Below are 21,790 nucleotides of genomic sequence, written 5' to 3'. Positions count from 1 at the left end.
GAAATGGCAGGCAAGAAACGCGCACGCAGGTTGCTCACCGTGGCGCTGCTGGCACTGGTCGCCGGGGCGATCACCTTCGCCTTCTGGCCGCGGGCGATGCTGGTGGATATCGGCGACGTCACCCGCGGCCCCATGGTGGTGACCATCGACGAGGAAGCCCGCACGCGGGTGCACGACCCCTATGTCGTCTCCACACCCGTCACCGGCCGGTTGCTCCGCGTCGCGGTGGAACCCGGAGACGAGGTCATCCGCGGCACCACGGTCGTCGCCCACATGCTGCCGACGAACCCCTCGGCGCTGGATATCCGCACCCGCGAACAGGCCCGCGCCGCGGTCACTGCCGCCGAAGCGGCCCTCAGGGTGGCACGCGCGGACCTCAACAAGGCAATCGCCGACGACGACCTCGCGCAATCCGACCTGGAGCGCGCCAAGCAGCTGGCCAGCACCGGCACCCTTGCGAGGGCCGCGCTGGAGCGGGCCGAGGGGACGGCACGCGCCGCGCAGGCCGCCCTCGACACGGCACAGGCGGCGATCTCCATGCGCGAGGCCGAGGTGGAGAACGCCCGTGCGCAGCTCATCGGGTTCGACGATCACGGGCTTGCGACCGCGCTGCAGATCAACACCGAGAAGGCGACGCCGCTCTTTGCACCCGCGACCGGCCGGATCCTGCAGGTGATGCAGAAAAGCGAGACGACCCTGCCCGTCGGCACGCCGATCATGGAAATCGGCAATATCGAGGACGATCTCGAAGTGGTGGTCGAGCTTCTCTCCACCGATGCCGTGCAGGTCGAGGTGGGCGACCGGGTCATTGTCGACAAGTGGGGCGGGCCGCAGCCGCTGTCCGGTGAGGTGGTGCGGGTCGATCCCTGGGGCTTCACGAAATACTCCGCGCTCGGCGTCGAAGAGCAGCGCGTGAATGCCCGCATCGAACTGACCGACCCGCCGGAGGCCCGCGCCGCCCTCGGTCACGGCTTCCGCGTCGAGGTCCGCATCGTGACATGGGAGAAACCCGATGCAACCATCGTCCCGGCCAGCGCCCTCTTCCGCACCAACGGCGGGGTCTCGGTCTTTGCCGTTAAGGACGGCCGCGCCGTCCTGCGCGAGGTGGCCGTCGAACGGTCGAACGGGCTGGAAGCCTCCGTTGCCGGCGGGCTGGAGCCGGGCGAACGTATCATCCTCTACCCCGCACCGGGGCTGGCAGAGGGCACCAAGGTCGCCCAACGCCCGACCAACTGACCAGCCGTTCACCGCAGGCGCACATTTGCCTGTGCCGTTTGACTTGTGCACCGGACCCCGTGGCTCTCTCGCACGGCGCTGGCCCGCCGCTAGCCCTTCTGCCCAAGGATAAGGGCAAAGGCTTCCGCCCAGATGGCGGCGAGGTCTTCGGCAGGCCTGCCGATGGCCTTCCGCGTCACGCAAGAGCCCTCCAGCAGCGGCAGAAGGATCAGCACGGCGCGCTCGGCCTGCAACGCGTCCGCGCCGGCCCCTTCCAGGAAGGACCGGTAGAACGCGGCGAGACGCACGTAATAGGCGTCAAGCGCAGCCCGGATGTCGGCCGAATGGGTCGCGGCGGCCCAGATTTCCTTGAAAATGACCGAATAGCGGTCGAAATCCGGATGCGTCAGGACCTCGCGGAACAGGCTGTGCAGCGTCTCGGTCAGGTCAGCCGACCCGTCGGCCGCGCGCCGGTTCAGATTGGCCTCGTAGGGCTCAAGGAAGCGCAGCAGCAGCGCCAGCAGCAGGTCTTCGCGTGTCGAGAAATGATATTGCAGGTTGCCCAGGCTGATCCCCGCGCGGGACGCCACCTTGCGCATCGTCAGCTCGGCATTGCCGATTTCCAGAAGCAGCGCTTCCGTTGCATCGAGGATCAATGTCTTGCGGTCCTGCGAGGCCATGCGCACACCCCGGCGTTCTGTCGTTTTCCGGATGCACATATCCCCCTTGACGCATAAGGTCAATTGACCTAACTCAGCACGAATTGGGTCAAGTGACCTAGGGAGCGCCGAAATGAAAGCCGTTCACACCACCAAGCGTGCGCTGTCGCTCGTCGAGAGGCAGAAGGCACCGGTACGCGGCACAGGCCAGGTCAAGGTGCGGGTCCAGCACGCCTCGGTGAACCCCACCGATCTCGACATCGTCAACGGCGGTTTCGACCTCTACTTCCGGCTCTACGGCGCGAAGTCACCGGAACGCACCGGGCTGGAGTTCTCGGGACTCGTCGTGGAGGGCAGCGCGCGGTTCCCGGACGGCGCCCACGTGTTCGGATACACGCACCTCATCAAAGGCCCGAAAACCCACCAGCAGGTGATCAGTGTGCCGGAGGGCTGGGTCGCGGCGATCCCCGAGGGCATGAGCTTCGCCGAAGCCGCCGCCTTTCCGCTCGCCGCGCAGACAAGCCTTGTGGCATTGCGCGATGTTGCGCGGCTCAGGCCGGGCCAGACGGTTCTCATCATCGGCGGCAGCGGCGGGCTTGGGGTCTTTGCCATCCAGATTGCGCGCAACTTCGGTGCCAGCGTCACCGGGCTTGCCGGGCCCGCCGGGCAGCGCGTCATGACGGCGCTCGGGGCCGAGAGGGTCTTCGACTACCGCGAGACGCCGCTCTCCGACATCGCCGGCCCCTTCGACGCGGCACTCGATCTCTCGGCGCGATATCGTTTCCGCGATGTCCGGCATCTCCTGGCGCCGCGGGGCGTCTTCGTGCCGGCGGACCCGGTGAAGAATGCTCGTTCCATCGCGGCGAATCCCATCCGCGCACAGAAGACCGGGAAACTCTATGTGGACCGGGGCAACAGCGCCCTGCTTACGGAGCTTGCCCGCCAGGCCGCAACCGGTGCGCTGGAAACGGGCCACGTCCGGGAATTCCCGCTCGAAGAGTATCGCGCCGCCTTCGAAACCCTGAAAACGCCCGGACGGATCGGGCGAACCGTTCTGCGGATGCAGTGACCAAAGGAGAACGCCCATGCATTTCCTCGTCCATCCCTACATTGCCCTCACACTCGCCATTCTTTTCGAGGTGACGGGCACCGCCTTCCTCCAGAGATCGGAGCAATTCACCGAAGTCCTGCCGACCGGGCTCATGGTCGTCTTCTACGGGGCCTCGTTCTATTTCCTGACGCTCGCGCTCAAGGCCATCCCCCTCGGCATCGCCTATGCGATGTGGGCGGGCCTCGGCATCGTGCTGGTCGCGTTGCTCGGCTTCGTCGTCTTCGGACAGAAGCTTGACCTTGCCGGAGTGGCCGGCGTCGGGCTCATCGTCACCGGGGTTGTTGTGCTCAACACGCTGTCGGACACGGCGGCGCACTGACGCAATGTGCCACCCAAACCCCTCGTCCAAACCAATACTTCACGCACAGGTAGACCCATGATCGAAGCCCTCCGCACGCCCGACGCAAGGTTCGAGAACCTGCCGGACTACGATTTCGCCCCGCATTACATTGACGACCTGCCCGGCTACGAGGGCCTGCGCGGCCACTACCTCGACGAGGGTCCGCGTGACGCCGGGGAGGTCTTTCTCTGCCTGCACGGCGAGCCCACCTGGAGCTACCTCTATCGCAAGATGGTCCCGATCTTTGCCGGGGCCGGCGTGCGGGTCATCGCACCCGACTGGCTCGGATTCGGTCGTTCCGACAAGCCGGCCGACGATGCGACCTATCACTTCGAATTCCACCGCAACTACATGCTGGCCCTGATCGAGCGGCTCGATCTGCACAACGTCACGCTGGTTTGCCAGGATTGGGGCGGATTGCTTGGCCTGACCCTGCCGATGGACATGCCGGCACGCTTCAAGCGCCTGCTCATCATGAACACCGCGCTCATGGCCGGACCGGCCAACAACCCCGCCTTCGATGAATGGAAGGCCACGATCACCGCGGACCCGGACGTGCCGCTCGCGGCGATCATGCAGAAATACGCCCCCGAACTCACCGCGGCCGAAGCCGAAGCCTATGCAGCGCCCTTCCCGGATCAGCGGTACAAGGCCGGCGTGCGCCGCTTTCCGCAGATGGTCGCCACAACGATGGACGCCCCGGGCGTCGCCATCTCGCAGAAAGCCGGCAAGTTCTGGTCCGAGGCGTGGGAGGGCGAAAGCTTCATGGCGATCGGCATGCAGGACGAGATGCTCGGCCCGAACGTCATGCGCTACATGCAGACGGTGATCCGTGGCTGTCCCGACCCGATGGAGGTCCCCCAGGCAGGGCATTTCGTGCAGGAACACGGCGTCGAGGTCGCCGAACGTGCGCTGGACGCCTTCGGGTTCGCGCGGGAACAGGCGAAGACCTGACCGAAGCAACCTGCGTGGGAAGAGCGCCGCCCCGGATCATTGGCGTCGCTCCCGGCCCGCAGCCGCGATGCGGGCGCAACTCGGGGGACACTTGCGCCCGCCCCTCCCCTGCGCAAAGCGATGCGTTCCGTCTCGGCAGGCTGGCAGCCGCCCGGTGCGCCCATGGGCCAGGCGCCGAACACATCCGCCGGACCTTGCATTCGGCAGGCGTTCCGCGGGATACGGCAGCCCGAAGCCCCGCCTCGGGCGGACCAGTGAAAGCCGATTGTCCCCAATGCCTCAGACTGACCATCTCAAGACGGATTGTTCGAAATGCGCGGCTCTGTGCTGTGTCGTGTTGGCCTTCGACAAGGGCAAGGATTTCGCGTTTGACAAGAACCCGGGCGAACCCTGCCGGAACCTCTCGGGACACGATTGCACAATCCACGACAGGCTGAAGCAGGCGGGCTTCCCGGGCTGCGTTGCCTACGATTGCCTCGGCGCCGGAAACCGTGTCGTTCAGGAGGTCTTTGCAGGTCAGTCCTGGCAGACGGACCCGCGCCTGTTGCGCCTGATGATGGAGGCTTTCTCGGGCATGCGCGAGGTCCACAAGCGCATCGACCTGCTGCGCGCCGCCGAAACCCTGCCGTTGGAGCCGCGCGACGAGCAGACACGCCGTGACTTCCTAGCGCGCCTCGAGCAGCACCGGTGGAGTGGACCTGAACTCAATGACTTCGAGGTGGGTCTGGCGTTGGAGATCGACCTCTTCTTCCACGGGATCAGGACGTCCCTGCCCGCCTCCTTCTTGGCCGAGCGGTAAGACAGCGGGCAGCGCCGCCCGCGACTGGCCGAACGCGTGCCCCCAGGTCGCCCTATCCCCGCACAACGAAGACCGATTGCTTGGCATGCCGCACCACGCGCGCGGCATTGGGGCCGAGCAGGTAATCCTCCAGCTCCGGCTTGTGGGAGCCGAGCACGATCACATCCGCCCCGATCCGCTCCGCCGTCTTCAGGATGTTGTCGTAGACATGCCCCTTGATCACCGTCAGGTCGTAGTCGATGTCGTCCGGCACCTCGGCCTTCGCCCAGGCCTCGAACTTCCGGCGCTCATCCTCCACCATCTTCTTCGTCTGGTCGGCGCTGAAATAGGAGCCGACGATGGACATGCCGAAATCGGGGATGACGTTGATGATATGCAGTCCGGCATTGTGGTCCTTCGCCAGCCGAAAGGCCACCTCGGCCACCCTGTGTGCGCCGGCGCCGTCGTTGAGGTCGATGGCAACCAGAATCGAGCTGTACATCTCGGGTCTCCTCAGAAGGCCGGCTGGGTGGCGCGGCGGCGCTGGATCAGGACGATGCCGGCCAGCAGGATGAATGCGGGGATGAAGAAGAGTTCCTTCGGCATGCGGTCCCGCTCGATCTGCATGTGGTCGATCACGACCGGGCTGTCGCCGTAGAAATCGTACTGGTTCGCCAGTTCCTCGAAGAAGGGCGTGCCGAAGAACGGCTCCTCCATCACCAGCGTATCCCCCTCCGGCAGAAGCGCGAGTCCCTGCGCGGCAAGCGCCGCCTCGGTATCGCCCGCAACCGCCGGGATGACGATGGTTGTGGCGCGTGGCTCGCCGGTGTCGTAATCCGGCCCGTCGATGATCAGTCGCACCGACTGCCCGTCATCGAGCTCCGCGGCAGCGGCAAGCGCCGCCTCGCCGCTGACATCCATGAACGGTTCCTCCAGCTTGTCGAGGAAAAATCCCGGCCGGAACAGCATGAAGGCGATCAGCAGCAACACCGCCGTTTCCCACAGCCGCGACTTGGCGAAGAAATACCCCTGCGTGGCCGCCGCGAACAGCAGCATCGCCACCAGCGAGACGCAGAACACCATGATCGCCTTGAAGAACCCAACGTCGATCAGCAGCAGGTCGGTGTTGAAGATGAACAGGAACGGCAGGAGCGCCGTGCGGATGTCGTACATGAAGCCCTGAACACCCGTCATGATCGGATCGCCCCGGCTGATGGCCGCCGCCGCATAGGCCGCAAGCCCCACCGGTGGCGTATCGTCGGCGAGGATGCCGAAGTAGAAGACGAACATGTGCACCGCGATCAGCGGCACCACCAGCCCCGCCTGTGCGCCAACGGTGACGATGACCGGCGCCATGAGCGAGGAGACCACGATGTAATTCGCCGTGGTGGGCAGACCCATGCCGAGGATCAGCGACAGCACCGCAACCAGGAACAGCAGCACCATCAGGTTTCCGCCGGAGATCACCTCGATCACCTGGCCGATCACCTGGTGCGCCCCGGTCAGGCTGATCGTACCCACGATAATACCGGCCGCGCCGGTGGCCACGCCGATGCCGATCATGTTGCGCGCGCCCGCGATCAGGCCTTGGATGAAATCACCGAACCCTTCGACCAACTCCCCGCCGAAGCCCTCGCCGCGGAACATCGCCTTGAGCGGACGGTGTGTGAGCGCGATGAAGACCATCGCGATTGTCGCCCAGAAGGCGGAGAGCGCCGGTGACAACCGGTCGAGCGTCGACGACGACACCATGAGGTTCCAGACCAGCACGAAGATCGGCAGCGCGAAATAGGCGCCGCCCACCAGTGTCGGCGTCAGCCGCGGCGCGACCGGCGCCTTTTCGGGGTCGTCGACCTCGATATCGGGATACCTGGAGGCCACCCAGACGAGTGCCACGTAGGCCAGCCCGAGCAACGCGACACTCATGTAGAGCGACCCGTCCCCCATCACCGGCTCCAGCACGCCGCGCAGCAGCGCGACGACGAAGGTGATCGCCGCAAGGCACAGGAAGCCGGTCAGCATGAGCAGAACGATCAGGATCACCCCGATCTTTCGCCCCTGTTTCTCAAGCCCTTGCAGGCCCATCTTCAGGCTTTCCAGATGGACGATGTACAAGAGCGCAATGTAGGAGATCACCGCCGGCAGGAAGGCGTGCTTGACCACGTCGATGTAGGGGATGTTGACGTATTCCACCATCAGGAAGGCCGCCGCCCCCATGACGGGCGGGGTAAGCTGGCCATTGGTGGAGGAGGCCACCTCGACGGCACCGGCCTTCTCGGCCGGAAAGCCGATGCGCTTCATCAGCGGGATGGTGAAGGTGCCGGTGGTCACGGTGTTGGCGATGGAGGAGCCGGAGATCATGCCCGTCATCATCGAGGAGAGCACGGAGGCCTTCGCCGGTCCGCCGCGCAGCGCGCCCAGGAGCGCGATGGCGACCTTGATGAACCAGTTGCCGCCGCCCGCGCGGTCGAGGAGCGCGCCGAAGAGCACGAAGAGGAAGATCATCGTGGTGGAGACGCCGAGCGCCACGCCGAAGACGCCTTCGGTCTGCATCCAGTAGTGTCCCAGCGCCTTGGAGAGCGAGGAACCGCCGTAATTGGTCAGGTCCCGCACCCATTCGGAATAGCCGCCGAAGAAGGTGAAGAGGATGAAGGCCGAGGCGATCACGACGAGCGGAAGACCCAGCGAGCGATAGACCGCGATCAGCAGAACCACCAGGCCGATGGCGGAGATCATGATGTCCGAGGGCGACCAGAGGCCCGGCCGGTCGGCGATCTCGAGCCGGAAAACGATGAGATAGAGGGTCGAGATCAGCCCCAGCGCGACGAGAATCCAGTCGTACCACGGGATGCGATCCGTCGGCGCGCCCTTGAAGAGCGGGAAGGCAAGCGTCGCCAGGGTGAGCGCGAAGGCCAGGTGAATGAACCGCGCCTGCGTCACGAGATGCGCGAAGAAGCTGATGCCGGTACTTTGCGCCAGCACGCCGGGCAGCTTGGAGGCGATGTAGAGCTGAAACAGCGACCAGACGATACAGATGCCGATGAAGAGCCGCGCTTGCCATCCCCCGGGGTTTCGGGCGCCGGTATCGGCTTCGGCAACGATATCGTGGGCGGCGCTGGCGTGTCCGGCCTGGTCTGTCATCCTGGTCCCCGCTGAAAAAGTGTTTTTCTTTTATTGTTGGCGGGCGTCGTTCAAACGGCGCCCGCCGTGGTCGTTGTGGTCAGGTTGCCGCTGCCGCGGTCACTCGATCAGGCCGAGTTCCATGTACGCCTTCTCTGCGCCCGGATGCAGCGGGGCGCTGAGACCGTCCTTGACCATTTCCTCGGCCTTGAGGTTGGCGAAGGCCGGATGCAGGCCGCGGAAGGCGTCGAGGTTTTCCATCACCGCCTTGGCAACCACATAGGCCACGTCATCCGAGATCGCGCTCGAGCTTACGAAGGTCGCGCCGACACCGAAGGTCGTCGTGTCGTCGGGGTTGCCGGCATACATGCCGCCCGGAATGGTCGCGACGCGGTAGTAGGAATTCTCGCTTACCAGCGAGTCGATCGGGTCGCCGACCACGTCCACGAGCTTCACGTCGCAGGTGGTGGTCGCTTCCTTGATCGCCGCGGCCGGGTGGCCGATGGTGTAGATCATCGCGTCGATATTGCCGTCGCAGATCTCCTTGGCCATCTCCGAGCCCTTGAACTCGGTTGCGAGGGCCAGATCGTCCATGCCGATCCCGAAGGCCTCCATCACGACTTCCATCGTGGCGCGCTGGCCGGAGCCGGGGTTGCCGACGTTCACCCGCTTGCCCGCGATATCCTCGAACTTCTCGATGCCGCTGTCCGCGCGGACCAGAAGCGTGAAGGGCTCGGGATGGACCGAGAACATGGCGCGCAGTTCCGGGAAGGCCGCGCCTTCGAACTTCGATGTGCCGTTGAGCGCGTGGAACTGCCAGTCGGACTGGGCCACGCCGAACTCGAGCTCGCCGCTCTTGATCGTGTTGATGTTGTAGACCGACCCGCCGGTGGACTCCACGGCGCAGCGAATCCCATGCTCCTTGCGGTCCTTGTTCACCAGACGGCAGATCGCGCCGCCGGTCGGATAGTACACCCCGGTCACACCGCCGGTGCCGATGGAGATGAATTCCTCGGCAAAGGCCGAAGCTCCGGCAAATGCGGTGGTGGCGGCAACCAGTGCGCCCACGAGATGTTCTCTCATATCAATAACTCCCTGCGTTTGATGCCCGCGATGGGCACGGTGGCGCGAGACTGAAACAAACGATTGAAAAAGGTCAAGCCGAGCGCTCAAATGTTTCGCGGAGCTGCCGTTGGGTAAGTTTTTTGGAAGGAATGACACCGGGTGAGTGACGAACACGAGGAGACGCTGGACAGGTTGCGGCAACGGCTCGGGACGGTGGCCTCCGATGCTTCGCCGCAGGTTGCCGCGCTTGCGCGTTGGGCCATGGATCATCCGCAGGAGCTTGCGTTTCACTCCGTGCGCGGCCTGGCAAACCGCGCGACGGTCAACGCAAATACGGTGGTGCGCCTCGCCCAAGCCCTTGGTTTCAAGGGCTTCGAACAGTGTCGCGCGGTGTTTCAGGCAGCGTTGCGAGACTCCGTGCCGAGCTACGGGCGCCGTGCCGCGAACCTGCGCACCAACGGCGCGGACAACCTCACAACCCGGATTCGCGATTCTGCCGTCGCCAACACGCAGGCGCTGTATTCAGACGACATGATCGCACGGATGGACCGCGCGGTAACGCTGCTGCTGGCGGCCCGCGCGATTCACTGCATCGGCGTGCGCAGCTGTTTTCCGGTTGCCCAATATTTGACCTATACCGGGCGAATGGCCTTCGAAACATTCGTTCCGCCGCAGGCCGATCCCGGCGGCGTGCTCGATTCGATAGTGGATTGCGGGCCGCAGGACGTCGTGATCCTCGTGACCTATTCCCACTATTCCTCCGAAGTGCTGCGGGCACATGCGGTCGCCCTGCGCACACGGGCCCGGCTTATCGCTCTCACCGACAGTCACGCTGCGCCCGTGGCCAAGGGCGCGGAGATCACCTTCTGCCTGCCGATGGACGGCCCCCAACCGCTGCCCAGCCTCGGGATGTACTTCCTGCTCGCCGAAACGCTTGTGGCTGAAATGACCGCCCGGTCAGATGGCGCCAGCGACCGAATCGCCCAGCGCGAGTCGCGGCGTCTGGCCGGCGGCGCCTACCGCGGGGCCGAGTGAGCCGGGAGAAAGCCTCCTGTGACATACCAAATACCACACTCCAGGCCGGATTCTGCCCTAAACTCCGCCAAGGCTGTTTGCTTTTCGGCGACAGATACATACAACTTGGCCGGAAGGGAGGCCGCGCGAACCGCAGGCGGCATCCCTCAGGATCGGGCGAAAGCCGGCCATGAACGGGGGAGAGCGGTGAGGAGAACGACGTGATCGAGCAAAGCGAAGTGACGCTCGCCCTGATCGCTGCCCTGCCCTTTATCGGCGCATTGTTTCCCGGATTGATGATCCGGGCCGGTCGGAACGCCTGTGCGCTATCGGCGGGATGGGCCACGCTGGCGGCACTGATCCTGCTGATCATCGATTCCACCGCCGTGTGGCGCGGCGAGGTCGTCGTCTACCGGATCGACTGGATGCCGCTGCTCGGTCTCAACGCCAATTTCATGCTCGACGGGCTCGGGCTGCTCTTCGCCACGATGATCCTCGGGATCGGTTTGCTGATCATCCTCTACGCGCGCTTCTACCTCTCGCGCGAAGACCCGATGGGGCAGTTCTACACATATCTGATGCTCTTCCAGGGCGCGATGCTCGGCATCGTTCTGTCCGACAACATATTGATGTTGGTCATCTTCTGGGAGCTGACGTCGCTCTCCTCCTTCCTGTTGATCGGGTACTGGAAACACACCGCCGCCGGTCGCCAGGGCGCGCGGATGGCGCTCGCCACGACCGGACTCGGGGGGCTGGCACTAATCGGGGGCATGCTGCTGCTCGGCGAGGCAGCAGGCAGCTACGACATCTCGGAAATCCTGACGCGGAAGGATGCCGTGCAGGCCTCGCCGCTCTATGTACCGGCGCTGCTCCTGATCCTGCTCGGCGCCTTCACCAAATCGGCGCAATTCCCGTTCCATTTCTGGCTGCCACGCGCCATGGCCGCGCCAACGCCGGTCTCGGCCTACCTGCATTCCGCGACCATGGTGAAGGCCGGGCTCTTCCTGATGGCGCGCCTCTGGCCGGTGCTCTCCGGCACCGAGTGGTGGTTCTACCTTGTCGCGACGACCGGCCTTCTGACCATGGTCATCGGCGCCAAGATCGCCATCTACCAGGACGACCTGAAAGGGCTTCTCGCCTATTCCACGGTCAGCCACCTCGGCCTCATCACCATGCTCCTCGGTTTCGGCACCACGGCCGCCACGACGGCGGCGATGTTCCACATCATCAACCACACGGTCTTCAAGGCCGCGCTCTTCATGACCGCCGGAATCGTGGACCACGAAGCGCACACCCGTTCCATCAAACGGTTGGGCGGGCTGCGCACGCTCATGCCGATCACCGCGACATTGGCAATCATTACCGCCTTGTCGATGGCGGGGATTCCATTGCTGAACGGCTTCCTGTCCAAGGAACTGATGCTGGAAGAAGCCGCGCATACCGATTGGCGCGGCAACCCGTGGATCGTGCCGGTTCTCGCCACCATCGGCGCGGGTCTCTCGGCCGCCTATTCCTTCCGCTACATCGCCCATGTCTTCCTCGGGCCAGTGCGCGACGATTACCCGTCAAAACCGCATGACCCGCCGTTCGGCATGTGGGCGGCCCCCGCCTTCCTGTCGGTGCTCGTGATCGTGATCGGCATATTCCCGCAAGCGACCGTCGGGGACTTCCTGAACGTTGTGGCGGATTCCGCCACCGGGCAGCACCTGCACCTGCACAAGCTGAAGATCTGGCACGGCGTCACCCCGGCCCTGATCATGAGCATGATCGCCACCGTCATCGGTCTGCTGATCGTCGTCGCCTTCGCGCCGCTTGACCGGTTGTGGCATGCCACGCCGAAACCCGACGCGAAGCCGATCTTCGAGGCGATCATTTGCGGCCTGCACGCCGCTTGCGGCAAGGTTTCCAACGCCATGCACGACGGGCGGTTGACCCGCTACCTCGCCATATTCGCCGCCGTCACGGTCGCCGGCGGCCTCTATGCCTACAGCTACGGCAGCCACACACCCGGCACGCGCGCCATGCTGACGCCCACGATGGTGGATTACATCGGCACGATCCTCGTTGCCGCCTCCACCATCGCGATCATGACCTACCACCGGTCTCGCCTGCTGGTGCTGGTGCTGATCGGCATCAACGGGCTGATCGTCTCCGTCATATTCGTCCGCCTCTCCGCGCCCGACCTCGCGATGACGCAGGTGACGGTCGAAGTCGTGACGCTCATCCTCATGCTCCTGGCCCTGCACTTCCTGCCCAAGCACACCCCGCGGGAATCGAGCCCTCTGCGTGTCGGGCGCGACATGCTTATCGCCGGCTCTGCCGGCGTTGCCGTCGCCGCGCTGGCATGGGCGCTGATGACCCGCGACGTGGATTCCATCTCCGGGTACTTCCTCGCCAATTCCAAACCCGAAGGCGGCGGCACCAACGTGGTGAACGTCATCCTGGTGGATTTCCGCGGCTACGACACCTTCGGCGAGATCATCGTGCTCGGCATCGCCGCGCTGCTGATCTACGCGCTGGAAGAGGCGCTGATGGAAGGCCGGGCTTCCCGCAAGCTCGCCAACTGGGTCCACGACATGCGCTACTCGAAGGACCGTCACCCGCTGATGATGGTGATCGCAACGCGCCTGATGATGCCGATCTCGCTCATGGTCGGGGTCTACATCTTCCTGCGCGGCCACAACGATCCCGGCGGCGGCTTCATTGCCGGCCTCGTCGTCGCCATCGCGCTGCTGATGCAATACATGGCCTCCGGCTTCTCCTGGGCCTCCGAACGCATCCGCATCCCCTATCACGGGCTGATCGGCTGGGGCGTGCTGATCGCCGGGCTCACCGGGATCGGCGCCTGGTTCAACAACCTGCCCTTCCTGACCAGCGCCTTCGGCTACGTCCACTTCCCGCCGATCGAGGAATTCGAACTGGCCACCGCCATGGGCTTCGACCTCGGCGTCTTCCTGACCGTGGTGGGCGCGGTGATGCTGGCGCTCTACTCGCTCAGCCGCTCGGCGCGGCGCACCGGCGAATCCGTGAATGTCTCGCCAATGGACTACGACCCCTCCGCCATAGAGCCGCCGGAAGAGGAGACGCGCTGAGATGGAAGCCCTTCTCGCCATCATCATCGGATTGCAAACGGCCGGCGGGCTCTACCTGGTCATGCGCCGCCGCACCTTCTCCGTCGTCATCGGCACCGCGCTGCTGACCTACGCGGTCAACCTCTTCCTCTTCGCCAGCGGACGGCTCTCCATCGGCATGCCCCCGATCTATTCCAAATACGCCATCGGCTATACCGATCCGCTGCCGCAGGCGCTGGTGCTGACAGCCATCGTGATTTCCTTCGGCATGACGGCGGTCGCGGTCCTGATCGCCCTCGGCGCCTTCCTGGAATCCGACACCGACCACGTGGACCTGCGCCGCCGCCCCGAAAACCTCGACACCGATCCCGATGAAATCCCGTGGGAGAAGGACCAGAAAGAACCGGGCCTCGAGGCTCCCAAGGGAGATTTCGGATGACCCACTGGATCGTCGCCCCGGTCGTGATGCCCGCCATGGTGGCCGCGGTCATGGCCATGGCCATGCGCCACGACATCGTGTTGCAGCGGGTCTTCTCGGTGGTCGTCACGGTGGCGCTGATCGCCATCTCCGGCGGTCTCTTCCTGCAAGCGCTCGACGGCACCATCCAGGTCTACCGCCTGGGCGACTGGCCGGCGCCCTTCGGCATCGTGCTGGTGCTCGACAGGCTGTCGGCGACCATGCTGGTGCTCACCTCGCTGCTTGCGCTCGGGGTCGTGCTCTACGCCATGGGCAGCGACTGGGACAGGCGCGGGTGGCACTTCCATGCCCTCTTCGCGTTCCAGCTCATGGGCGTGAATGGCGCCTTCCTCACCGGCGACGCCTTCAACCTCTTCGTCTTCTTCGAGGTGCTGCTCATCGCCTCCTACGGCCTCATGATCCACGCCGGCGGCGGCATGCGCCTGCGCGCCGGCCTGCAATATGTGGTGATGAACCTCGCCGGCTCCACGCTCTTCCTCTTTGCCATGGGCACGCTCTACGCCGTGACCGGCACGCTCAACATGGCCGACATGGCGGTGCGCGTGCGCGACATCGACCCCGGCGATCAGGCGTTGCTGCTGGTGGGCGGGATGCTCCTGCTCATCGTCTTCGGGATCAAGGCGGCGGCCTTTCCGGTGCAATTCTGGCTGCCCGGCACCTACCGCAACGCGCCGATGCCCGTGGCCGCGCTCTTCGCCATCCTGACCAAGGTCGGCGCCTATGCGATCCTGCGCTTCTACACGCTGATCTTCGGGCCCGATGCGGATGTCGTCGGCCAGTTCTTCGCCGACCTGATGCTGCCGGTGGCGCTTGTCACGCTCCTCGTGGGGTCGGTGGGCGTGCTCGGCGCCAAGCAGCTCCCGCGCCAGGCGGCCTTCGCCGTTCTGGCCTCCATGGGCACGCTGCTCGTTGCCATCTCGCTTCACACGCCGCAGGCCACCACCGCGGCGCTCTTTTACCTCGTCCACTCCACCCTTGCCGCCGCCGCGCTCTTCCTGGTGGTCGATCTCGTGCTGGACTCGCAGGGGCCGACGATCCGCGCGCCGGGCGGTTTCGTCGCGACCCTCTTCTTCACCGCGACCATCGCCGTTGCCGGCATGCCGCCGCTCACCGGGTTCATCGGCAAACTGCTGGTGCTCGATGCCAGCCGCAACCTGCCCTGGATGCCGCTTATCTGGACCACGATCCTGGCAACCTCCCTGATGCTGATCGTCGGGTTCACGATCCGCGGCAGCCGCTATTTCTGGAAACCGCTGGACCCCGATTTCGCCAACCCCGAGAACCTCGATCCCGACGGGACGCCGATCCCGGCCCACCCGCTGAAACCGCTCGCCCTCACCGGCGCAGCGATCCCGCTGGCCTTCCTCGCGCTCATGACGCTGTCGGCCGGTCCGGTCATGCAGGCGATGGAGGACACCGCACGCCAGCTTTGGGACACCGATCGCTATATCGAGGCCGTCCTCGGGCCGCAGGAGGAGGGCTGAAACCATGCTGGGCGCCATCCTGAGACGCGTCTTTCCGCACCCGCAACTCACCGCCTTCCTGGTGATGATCTGGCTGCTGCTGGTCAACACGATCACGCCGGGCAATCTCCTGCTCGGCGTCATTCTCGGCATCCTGATCCCCGGCGTCACGCAGCCTTTCTGGCCCGACCGGCCGCGCGTGCGCCGCCCGCTGCGGGCCATTGAGTACATCCTGATCGTGCTGTGGGACATCTGCGTCGCCAACGTCGCGGTGGCACGGATCATCCTGTTCAAGAGCAATGCCGACACGCAAAGCCGCTGGATCGTGGTGCCCATCGAACTCCGCTCGCCGGAGGCCATCACCATCCTTGCCGGCACCATCACCATGACGCCCGGCACCGTCACGGCGATGCTGTCGGCGGACGCGGGGCACCTGCTCGTCCACTGCCTGGACACCGACGACCCCGACGCGGTCCGCGATGAGATCAAGGATCGCTACGAACGGCGCCTGAAGGAGATTTTCGAATGATCACCTACGCGCTCTATTTCGCCGTGGCCTGCTTCTCCATCGGCCTGCTGCTGAACCTCTGGCGTATCCGTTTCGCCCCCGGCGTGGTCGACCGTATCCTTGCGCTCGACACGATGGTGGTGAACGCCATCGCGCTGCTGAACGTCTACGGAATCCTCACGGGCACCGCCGTCTATTTCGAAGTGTCGTTGCTCATCGCCATGTTCGGTTTCGTCTCCACCGTCGCCTATTGCCGCTTCATCCTGCGCGGCAACATCATCGAGTAAGGCCCATGGAACTCATCGCGGAAATCGTCATCTCGCTCATGCTGGTCATCGGTGGCCTGTTCGGCCTTCTTGGCTCCTGGGGGCTGGTGAAGCTCGACGACACGATGCGCCGGCTGCATGCCCCAACGAAGGCCACGACCCTCGGCGTCGGTGGGGTACTCATCGCGTCCATGATCTATTTCGCGGTCTTCCTGGATCGGATCTCGCTGCACGAGTTGCTGATCACCGCCTTCCTGCTCATCACCGCACCGATCACCGCGAACTTCGTCGCCAAGGCGCATATGCACCGCGACGTGAAGGAGCGCGACCTCCCGAAAACCGGCGGAGAATACGGCTGGGCCGGGTACGACGAGATCGGCGACAGCGAGCAGCCCATCGACACCAAGTGACATCGGAGCCAGCGCGCCCCTTCCGCTACGACGCTCGGCGGTTCTGAGCGGTTTTAACTCGACACCGCAGGCAATCGGTTGCGCCAGACGAACTGCCGAAGCGCAAAACGTGAGCGAACCGAGCGGATGCCGGGGATGCGTGTCAGCTTGTCCTGCAGGAACCTTTCGAAGGCGTGGAGGTCCTCGACGACAACGCGAAGCAGGAAATCCTGGCTTCCGGTCATCAGGAAGCCCTGCACGACCTCCTCGAATTCGAGCACCCGCCGTTCGAAGAGCGCCAGCCCCTCGGAGTCCTGCCGCTCCAGTTCCACGGATACGAACGCCGTGATCGGGAAGCCGGCCCGCTCATTGTCGATCACGGCGGCATAGCGGGCGATCACGCCGGTTTCTTCGAGTCGCGCAATACGCTTGCGACAGGGCGTCGGCGACAAACCGACCTGCTCGGCGAGTTCCACGATCGGAACCCGGCCATTCTTCATCAGGGCGTCGAGGATGCGTCGGTCAATTGCATCGATAGGCATATCCGCTTCAGTCCTTCGATTTGGTAGTCAATATCTCTAAACTTTTTCCACCCTCGGGGCAATTTTGGAATCTATCGCTACGCTGTCTCTCCTACCATTGAGTCACCCATGCACCCGGAGGCAGCCATGCAGGACGCGACGCGGCCCAGACTCACCATTCCCGAACCCGCATTCCGCCCGGGGGATACGCCCGACTACTCCGACGTGAAAATCCCCAAGGCGGGCGACGTGACCTTGCCGCCGCTCGACGTGGAGCCGCGCCTTCTGCGCAACCACGCCTTCTCGATCATCCGGATCCTGCGCCGCGACGGCGAGGCCGTCGGTCCCTGGGCCAAGCTTCTGACCGACGAAGACCTCGTGGCCGGCCTCAAGCAGATGATGACCCTGCGCAAGCTCGACGCCCGCATGATCGCCGCGCAACGGCAGGGGAAAACGTCGTTCTACGTGCCGCAACTGGGAGAGGAAGCCGTGACCATCGCCTTCCAGCGGGCGCTGAGCGACGGCGACATGAACTTCCCGACCTACCGCAACGCCGGGCTGCTGGTCGCGCAGGATTACCCGCTCGAAACCATGATGAACCAGATCTTCTCCAACGAGAAGGACCCGCTCGCCGGGCGCCAGATGCCGGTGCTCTATTCCGCCAAGGACTACGGCTTCTTCACCGTGTCGGGCAATCTCGGCACGCAATTCGTTCAGGCCGTTGGCTGGGCGATGGCGGCAGCCATCGACGGCTCGGACGCCGTCGCCGCGGGCTGGATCGGCGATGGCTCCACCGCGGAAAGCGATTTCCACTCCGCCATGGTCTTCGCCTCCACCTACAAGCCGCCTGTCATCCTCAATATCGTCAACAACCAGTGGGCAATCTCCACCTTCCAGGGCATCGCCAAGGGCGATTCCGGCACCTTCGCCGCCCGCGCGCTCGGCTTCGGCATGGCCGCATTGCGGGTGGACGGAAACGACTTCCTCGCCGTCCACGCGGTCGCGAAATGGGCCGTCCGGCGGGCGCGCGAAGGGCTCGGCCCCACGGTCATCGAACATGTCACTTACCGCGCCGGCGGCCATTCGACCTCCGACAACCCCGAAGCCTACCGGCCCAAGGCGGAATCCGACGCCTGGCCGCTTGGCGACCCGATCGAGCGGCTGAAGCTGCACCTCATCGGCCGCGGGCTCTGGTCCGAGGAGCGCCACGCCCAGGCCGAGGCGGAAATCCACGATACCGTCGTGGCAGCCCAGAAGGCGGCGGAGAAGAACGGCACCCTGCATTCCGGCCCGTCGCCCCGGCGGCGCGGCATCTTCGACGGGCTCTACGCGGAAATCCCCCTGCACCTCGACCGGCAGCGCAAGGCGGCGGAGAAATGGCTATGACCGAGATGTCCATGGTGGAAGCGATCCGCGACGCGCTCGACGTGATGATGACCCGCGACAGCCGTGTCATCGTCTACGGCGAGGACGTCGGCTATTTCGGCGGCGTCTTCCGCTGCACGCAGGGCTTGCAGCAGAAACACGGGCGGACGCGCTGCTTCGACGCGCCGATCTCCGAAAGCGGCATCGTCGGCACGGCGATCGGCATGGCCGCCTACGGCCTGCGCCCCTGCGTCGAGATCCAGTTCGCCGATTACATGTACCCCGCCTATGACCAGATCACCCAGGAGGCGAGCCGCATCCGCTACCGCTCCAACGGCGATTTCACCTGCCCGCTGGTGATCCGCATGCCGACGGGCGGCGGCATCTTCGGCGGCGAGACCCACAGCCAGAGCCCCGAGGCGCTGTTCACCCATGTGTCCGGCCTCAAAACCGTGCTTCCCTCAACGCCCTACGACGCCAAGGGCATGCTCATCGCCGCGCTGGAAGACCCCGACCCGGTGATCTTCCTCGAACCCAAGCGCCTCTACCACGGCCCCTTCGACGGCCACCACGAACGCGAGGTGGTCTCCTGGAAGGGTCATCCGCTCGGCGAGGTGCCGCAGGGGCACTATACCGTCCCGCTCGGAAAGGCCGCCGTCCGGCGCGAAGGGGAGGCGCTCACCGTGCTCTGCTACGGCACGATGGTGCACGTCGCCCTCGCCGCCGCCGAGGAACAGCAGGTCGACGCGGAGATCATCGACCTGCGCAGTCTCCTGCCGCTCGACCTGGAGACAATCGAAGCCTCCGTGCGCAAGACCGGCCGCTGCGTGATCGCCCACGAGGCGACCCTGACCAGCGGCTTCGGCGCCGAACTCGCGGCGCGCGTGCAGGACACCTGCTTCTGGCACCTCGAAGCCCCCATCCGCCGCGTCGCCGGATGGGACGTCCCCTACCCGCATGCGCAGGAATGGTTCTACTTCCCGGGGCCGAAGCGGATCGGGCGCGCGATGCGCGAGACGGTGGAGGTCTGACATGGCGGAACAGGTCATCAAGCTGCCGGATATCGGCGAAGGCATCGCCGAGGCCGAAATCTCCGAATGGGCGGTCGCGATCGGCGAATGGATCAACGAGGACGACATCATCGGCGTCGTGCTCACCGACAAGGCCGCCGTGGAAATCCCGTCCAGTGCCTCGGGCAAGGTGGTCTGGCGTGCGGGCGAGCCCGGCGACATGCTGCCAATCGGCGCGCCGCTGGTGAAGATCGAGACGGCGGCGCAAGACGACGCCGCCCATCCCGACCCGGCGCCGGAGGAAGCTACTCCCAGCGCGGAAGACACCCTCGCCGAGGCAGACCAGGAGGCCACCGGGCGCTCCGAACCGCCGGAGCCGGCACCCGGCACACCGGCTGCTGCGAAGGGCAAGGCGCGCGCCGCGCCGGCGGTGCGCAAACGTGCCGCCGATCTCGGGATCGACCTCTCCCGCCTCTCGGGCACCGGCCCGGAGGGACGCGTGATCCACGCCGATCTCGACCGCGAACTTGCCGGGGCAGGCACAGGCATTGCCACGCCCGCACGCGACGGCGACGACGGCATCCACGAGACGAAGATCATCGGCCTGCGCCGCAAGATCGCCGAGCAGATGTCCATCGCCCATGCGCGTATCCCGCAGATCACCATCGTCGAGGAAATCGACGTAACCGAACTGGAGCGCCTGCGCTCGCAGATGAACGCGGACCGTGCGGAGACGTCGCCGAAACTCACCCTGCTGCCCTTCCTCATCCGGGGCGTTGTCGCAGCGCGCACCGTCGCCCCGCAGGTCAACGCCCGCTTCGACGACGAGGCAGGCACCCTGTCGCGATACGACGCGGTGCATTTCGGAATCGCGACGCAGACAGAGAGCGGGCTTGTCGTCCCCGTGCTCCGGCATGCCGACGCACGCACCGTCCCGCAGCTGGCGTCGGAAATCGTCAGTCTCGCCGCGGGCGCGCGGGCGGGAACGCTTTCGCGCGAGGAACTTGCCGGCAGCACGATCACCGTTACCTCGCTCGGGCCGCTCGGCGCTATCGCGACGACGCCCATCATCAACCACCCCGAGGTGGCCATCGTGGGCGTCAACCGCAAGCAGGTCCGCCCGCAGTGGGACGGACGCAGCTTCGTTCCCCGCGAGATGATGAACCTCTCCGCCAGCTTCGATCACCGCATCGTCGATGGCTGGGACGCCGCCACCTTCATTGCCCGCCTGAAGGTCCTTCTGGAAACCCCGGCGCTGCTCTTTGCCTGAGCATCGCCCTCAACGAGACGGAGCATTGAATGCACATCGAGGAAATCGCCACCCGAACCCATGAGCAGGTACTTTTCTGCGACGATCCGGACTCCGGGCTGAAGGCGTTCATCGCGGTGCACGACACGACGCTGGGGCCAGGTCTGGGCGGGTGCCGCATGTGGCACTACGACAATGCGCAGCAGGCACTCGCCGACGCCATGCGCCTCTCCGCCGGCATGACCGCCAAGGCAGCCCTCGCCAGCCTGCCTTTCGGCGGCGCCAAGGGCGTCATCATGGGCGACTCGCGAACGGAAAAGACGCCGCAAAAGCTGCGCGCATTCGGCCGGTTCGTCGAGGCCCTGAACGGGGCCTATACGACCGGCGAAGATGTCGGCATGTCGCCGCGCGACATGGCAGTCGTGGCGGAGGAAACAACGCATGTCACGGGGCTGGATTCTGGCCGCTACGCCAGCGGAGACCCGTCGCCGGTTACCGCCGAGGTGGTCTATCGCTGCATGAAGCTCGCCGCCGCGCAACGCTTCGGCACGCCCGATCTCGGCGGCCGGCGTGTCGCCGTACAGGGGCTGGGCCACGTCGGCATGGCGCTCACCGCGCGCCTTCGGGCCGAAAAGGCCGAAATCCTGGCGGCGGATGTAAACCCCGCCGCAACGGATCGCGCCGCGACCGAATTCGGCGCCACGATCCTGTCCCCGGAGGAGATCGCCACGGCGGACGCCGACATCTTCGCACCCTGCGCCCTTGGCGGCGTCCTCGACAGCGAAACGGCCGCCGCGCTGCGCGCACGCATCGTCTGTGGCGCGGCCAACAACCAGCTCGCCGCCCCGCAGATCGCGGAGGCACTCTTCGCGCGTGGCGTGCTGTATTGCCCGGACTACGTGGTGAACTCCGGCGGTTTGATCAGCGTGGCCAGCGAGGTTCTCAGGATCGACGACGAGACCTGGATCGACGGCAGAATCGCGGCGGCGCTTGACGTGTTTCGGGATCTCCTGACACGCGCCGCCACCGAGCATCTTGCCCCGCTCACGGTGGCCGAACGCATGGTGGCGTCGATTCTCGCGGAGGCGAACCGGCAGTCCGCCCGCCAGGCCGCCGAGCAATGAAGGCGCGCGGGGTGGCGGCGGAGTTTCCATCGCGGATACCCAAGGCCTCCCTCCCGGCGCGAAAAGGGTGTCGCCTGTCCGTACAGGCAT

Annotated in this window: 21 protein-coding genes; 16 read left to right on the top strand and 5 right to left on the bottom strand. The window is 65.5% G+C overall.

Annotated elements, in window-relative coordinates; all coding sequences use genetic code 11:
- Positions 1 to 3: 3 nt before the first annotated feature.
- On the top strand, positions 4 to 1,236 hold the full coding sequence (locus tag ARC39_RS06645) for an efflux RND transporter periplasmic adaptor subunit (protein ID WP_068111969.1): 1,233 nt from the start codon (positions 4 to 6) through the stop codon (positions 1,234 to 1,236).
- Between the two features lie 89 nt (positions 1,237 to 1,325).
- On the opposite strand, the gene ARC39_RS06640 is transcribed toward ARC39_RS06645, so the two are convergent.
- Positions 1,326 to 1,895, bottom strand: coding sequence for a TetR/AcrR family transcriptional regulator (locus ARC39_RS06640; protein WP_068111966.1), 570 nt, complete (start codon positions 1,893 to 1,895; stop codon positions 1,326 to 1,328).
- 112 nt (positions 1,896 to 2,007) lie between these two features.
- Here ARC39_RS06640 and ARC39_RS06635 point away from each other — a divergent pair, with 112 nt between their 5' ends.
- The 4 genes from ARC39_RS06635 (at position 2,008) to ARC39_RS06620 (ending at position 5,078) form a co-directional block, all read left to right on the top strand.
- Complete coding sequence (locus tag ARC39_RS06635; RefSeq protein WP_068111964.1) at positions 2,008 to 2,943, top strand: zinc-binding dehydrogenase; 936 nt, start codon at positions 2,008 to 2,010, stop codon at positions 2,941 to 2,943.
- Between the two features lie 16 nt (positions 2,944 to 2,959).
- Entirely contained in the window at positions 2,960 to 3,304 is a 345-nt protein-coding gene (locus tag ARC39_RS06630) for a DMT family transporter (protein WP_068111962.1), read from the top strand.
- Positions 3,305 to 3,361: 57 nt separating this feature from the next.
- On the top strand, positions 3,362 to 4,279 hold the full coding sequence (locus ARC39_RS06625; RefSeq protein WP_068111959.1) for a haloalkane dehalogenase: 918 nt from the start codon (positions 3,362 to 3,364) through the stop codon (positions 4,277 to 4,279).
- Positions 4,280 to 4,553: 274 nt separating this feature from the next.
- Entirely contained in the window at positions 4,554 to 5,078 is a 525-nt protein-coding gene (locus ARC39_RS06620) for a hypothetical protein (protein WP_068111955.1), read from the top strand.
- A gap of 52 nt (positions 5,079 to 5,130) precedes the next feature.
- Here ARC39_RS06620 and ARC39_RS06615 read toward each other — a convergent pair whose 3' ends face one another.
- The 3 genes from ARC39_RS06615 to ARC39_RS06605 form a co-directional block, all read right to left on the bottom strand.
- On the bottom strand, positions 5,131 to 5,559 hold the full coding sequence (locus tag ARC39_RS06615) for a universal stress protein (RefSeq protein WP_068111953.1): 429 nt from the start codon (positions 5,557 to 5,559) through the stop codon (positions 5,131 to 5,133).
- A gap of 11 nt (positions 5,560 to 5,570) precedes the next feature.
- Positions 5,571 to 8,198: a TRAP transporter permease gene (locus ARC39_RS06610; protein ID WP_068111950.1), complete on the bottom strand. Its 2,628-nt coding sequence runs from the start codon at positions 8,196 to 8,198 to the stop codon at positions 5,571 to 5,573.
- 99 nt (positions 8,199 to 8,297) lie between these two features.
- Complete coding sequence (locus tag ARC39_RS06605; RefSeq protein ID WP_068111948.1) at positions 8,298 to 9,260, bottom strand: TAXI family TRAP transporter solute-binding subunit; 963 nt, start codon at positions 9,258 to 9,260, stop codon at positions 8,298 to 8,300.
- 141 nt (positions 9,261 to 9,401) lie between these two features.
- Here ARC39_RS06605 and ARC39_RS06600 point away from each other — a divergent pair, with 141 nt between their 5' ends.
- From ARC39_RS06600 to ARC39_RS06570, 7 genes are all read left to right on the top strand, one after another.
- Positions 9,402 to 10,277, top strand: a complete 876-nt coding sequence (locus tag ARC39_RS06600; RefSeq protein ID WP_068111945.1) for a MurR/RpiR family transcriptional regulator — start codon at positions 9,402 to 9,404, stop codon at positions 10,275 to 10,277.
- Positions 10,278 to 10,495: 218 nt separating this feature from the next.
- A complete protein-coding gene (locus tag ARC39_RS06595) occupies positions 10,496 to 13,348 on the top strand; it encodes a monovalent cation/H+ antiporter subunit A (RefSeq protein WP_068113175.1) in 2,853 nt (950 codons plus the stop codon).
- A gap of 1 nt (position 13,349) precedes the next feature.
- Positions 13,350 to 13,766, top strand: a complete 417-nt coding sequence (locus ARC39_RS06590; protein ID WP_068111942.1) for a Na+/H+ antiporter subunit C — start codon at positions 13,350 to 13,352, stop codon at positions 13,764 to 13,766.
- A complete protein-coding gene (locus ARC39_RS06585; RefSeq protein ID WP_068111941.1) occupies positions 13,763 to 15,289 on the top strand; it encodes a monovalent cation/H+ antiporter subunit D in 1,527 nt (508 codons plus the stop codon). Before ARC39_RS06590 ends, ARC39_RS06585 begins: the two co-directional genes overlap by 4 nt.
- Before the next feature lie 16 nt (positions 15,290 to 15,305).
- Positions 15,306 to 15,797, top strand: a complete 492-nt coding sequence (locus tag ARC39_RS06580; RefSeq protein WP_068113173.1) for a Na+/H+ antiporter subunit E — start codon at positions 15,306 to 15,308, stop codon at positions 15,795 to 15,797.
- Positions 15,794 to 16,063 (top strand): K+/H+ antiporter subunit F, encoded by a 270-nt coding sequence (locus ARC39_RS06575; RefSeq protein ID WP_068111939.1) that lies wholly within the window; start codon positions 15,794 to 15,796, stop codon positions 16,061 to 16,063. Before ARC39_RS06580 ends, ARC39_RS06575 begins: the two co-directional genes overlap by 4 nt.
- Positions 16,064 to 16,068: 5 nt before the next feature.
- The gene (locus tag ARC39_RS06570) at positions 16,069 to 16,452 is read left to right on the top strand and encodes a Na+/H+ antiporter subunit G (protein ID WP_068111936.1); all 384 of its coding nucleotides are present in this window, start codon (positions 16,069 to 16,071) and stop codon (positions 16,450 to 16,452) included.
- A 53-nt stretch (positions 16,453 to 16,505) separates the two neighbouring features.
- On the opposite strand, the gene ARC39_RS06565 is transcribed toward ARC39_RS06570, so the two are convergent.
- A complete protein-coding gene (locus ARC39_RS06565; RefSeq protein WP_078059151.1) occupies positions 16,506 to 16,967 on the bottom strand; it encodes an Lrp/AsnC family transcriptional regulator in 462 nt (153 codons plus the stop codon).
- A 132-nt stretch (positions 16,968 to 17,099) separates the two neighbouring features.
- On the opposite strand from ARC39_RS06565, the gene ARC39_RS06560 reads away from it, so the two are divergent.
- From ARC39_RS06560 to ARC39_RS06545, 4 genes are read left to right on the top strand one after another with little or no spacing between them, the layout of a single operon-like run.
- Positions 17,100 to 18,338: a thiamine pyrophosphate-dependent enzyme gene (locus ARC39_RS06560; protein ID WP_068111930.1), complete on the top strand. Its 1,239-nt coding sequence runs from the start codon at positions 17,100 to 17,102 to the stop codon at positions 18,336 to 18,338.
- Positions 18,335 to 19,348 carry an alpha-ketoacid dehydrogenase subunit beta gene (locus ARC39_RS06555; protein ID WP_068111927.1) on the top strand — a complete coding sequence of 338 codons (1,014 nt, stop codon included), beginning with the start codon at positions 18,335 to 18,337 and terminating at the stop codon, positions 19,346 to 19,348. The genes ARC39_RS06560 and ARC39_RS06555 overlap by 4 nt, the downstream gene beginning before the upstream one ends.
- Before the next feature lies 1 nt (position 19,349).
- Positions 19,350 to 20,597: a dihydrolipoamide acetyltransferase family protein gene (locus tag ARC39_RS06550; RefSeq protein ID WP_068111924.1), complete on the top strand. Its 1,248-nt coding sequence runs from the start codon at positions 19,350 to 19,352 to the stop codon at positions 20,595 to 20,597.
- Positions 20,598 to 20,626: 29 nt separating this feature from the next.
- A complete protein-coding gene (locus tag ARC39_RS06545; RefSeq protein WP_068111921.1) occupies positions 20,627 to 21,700 on the top strand; it encodes a Glu/Leu/Phe/Val dehydrogenase dimerization domain-containing protein in 1,074 nt (357 codons plus the stop codon).
- Positions 21,701 to 21,790 lie beyond the last annotated feature (90 nt).

It is taken from the genome of Tropicimonas marinistellae (genome assembly GCF_001509585.1).
In the GTDB taxonomy this organism is placed as follows: domain Bacteria; phylum Pseudomonadota; class Alphaproteobacteria; order Rhodobacterales; family Rhodobacteraceae; genus Tropicimonas; species Tropicimonas marinistellae.
Note: the sequence above shows the minus strand (reverse complement) of the source record. Positions and strands in the feature narration are given on the sequence as shown.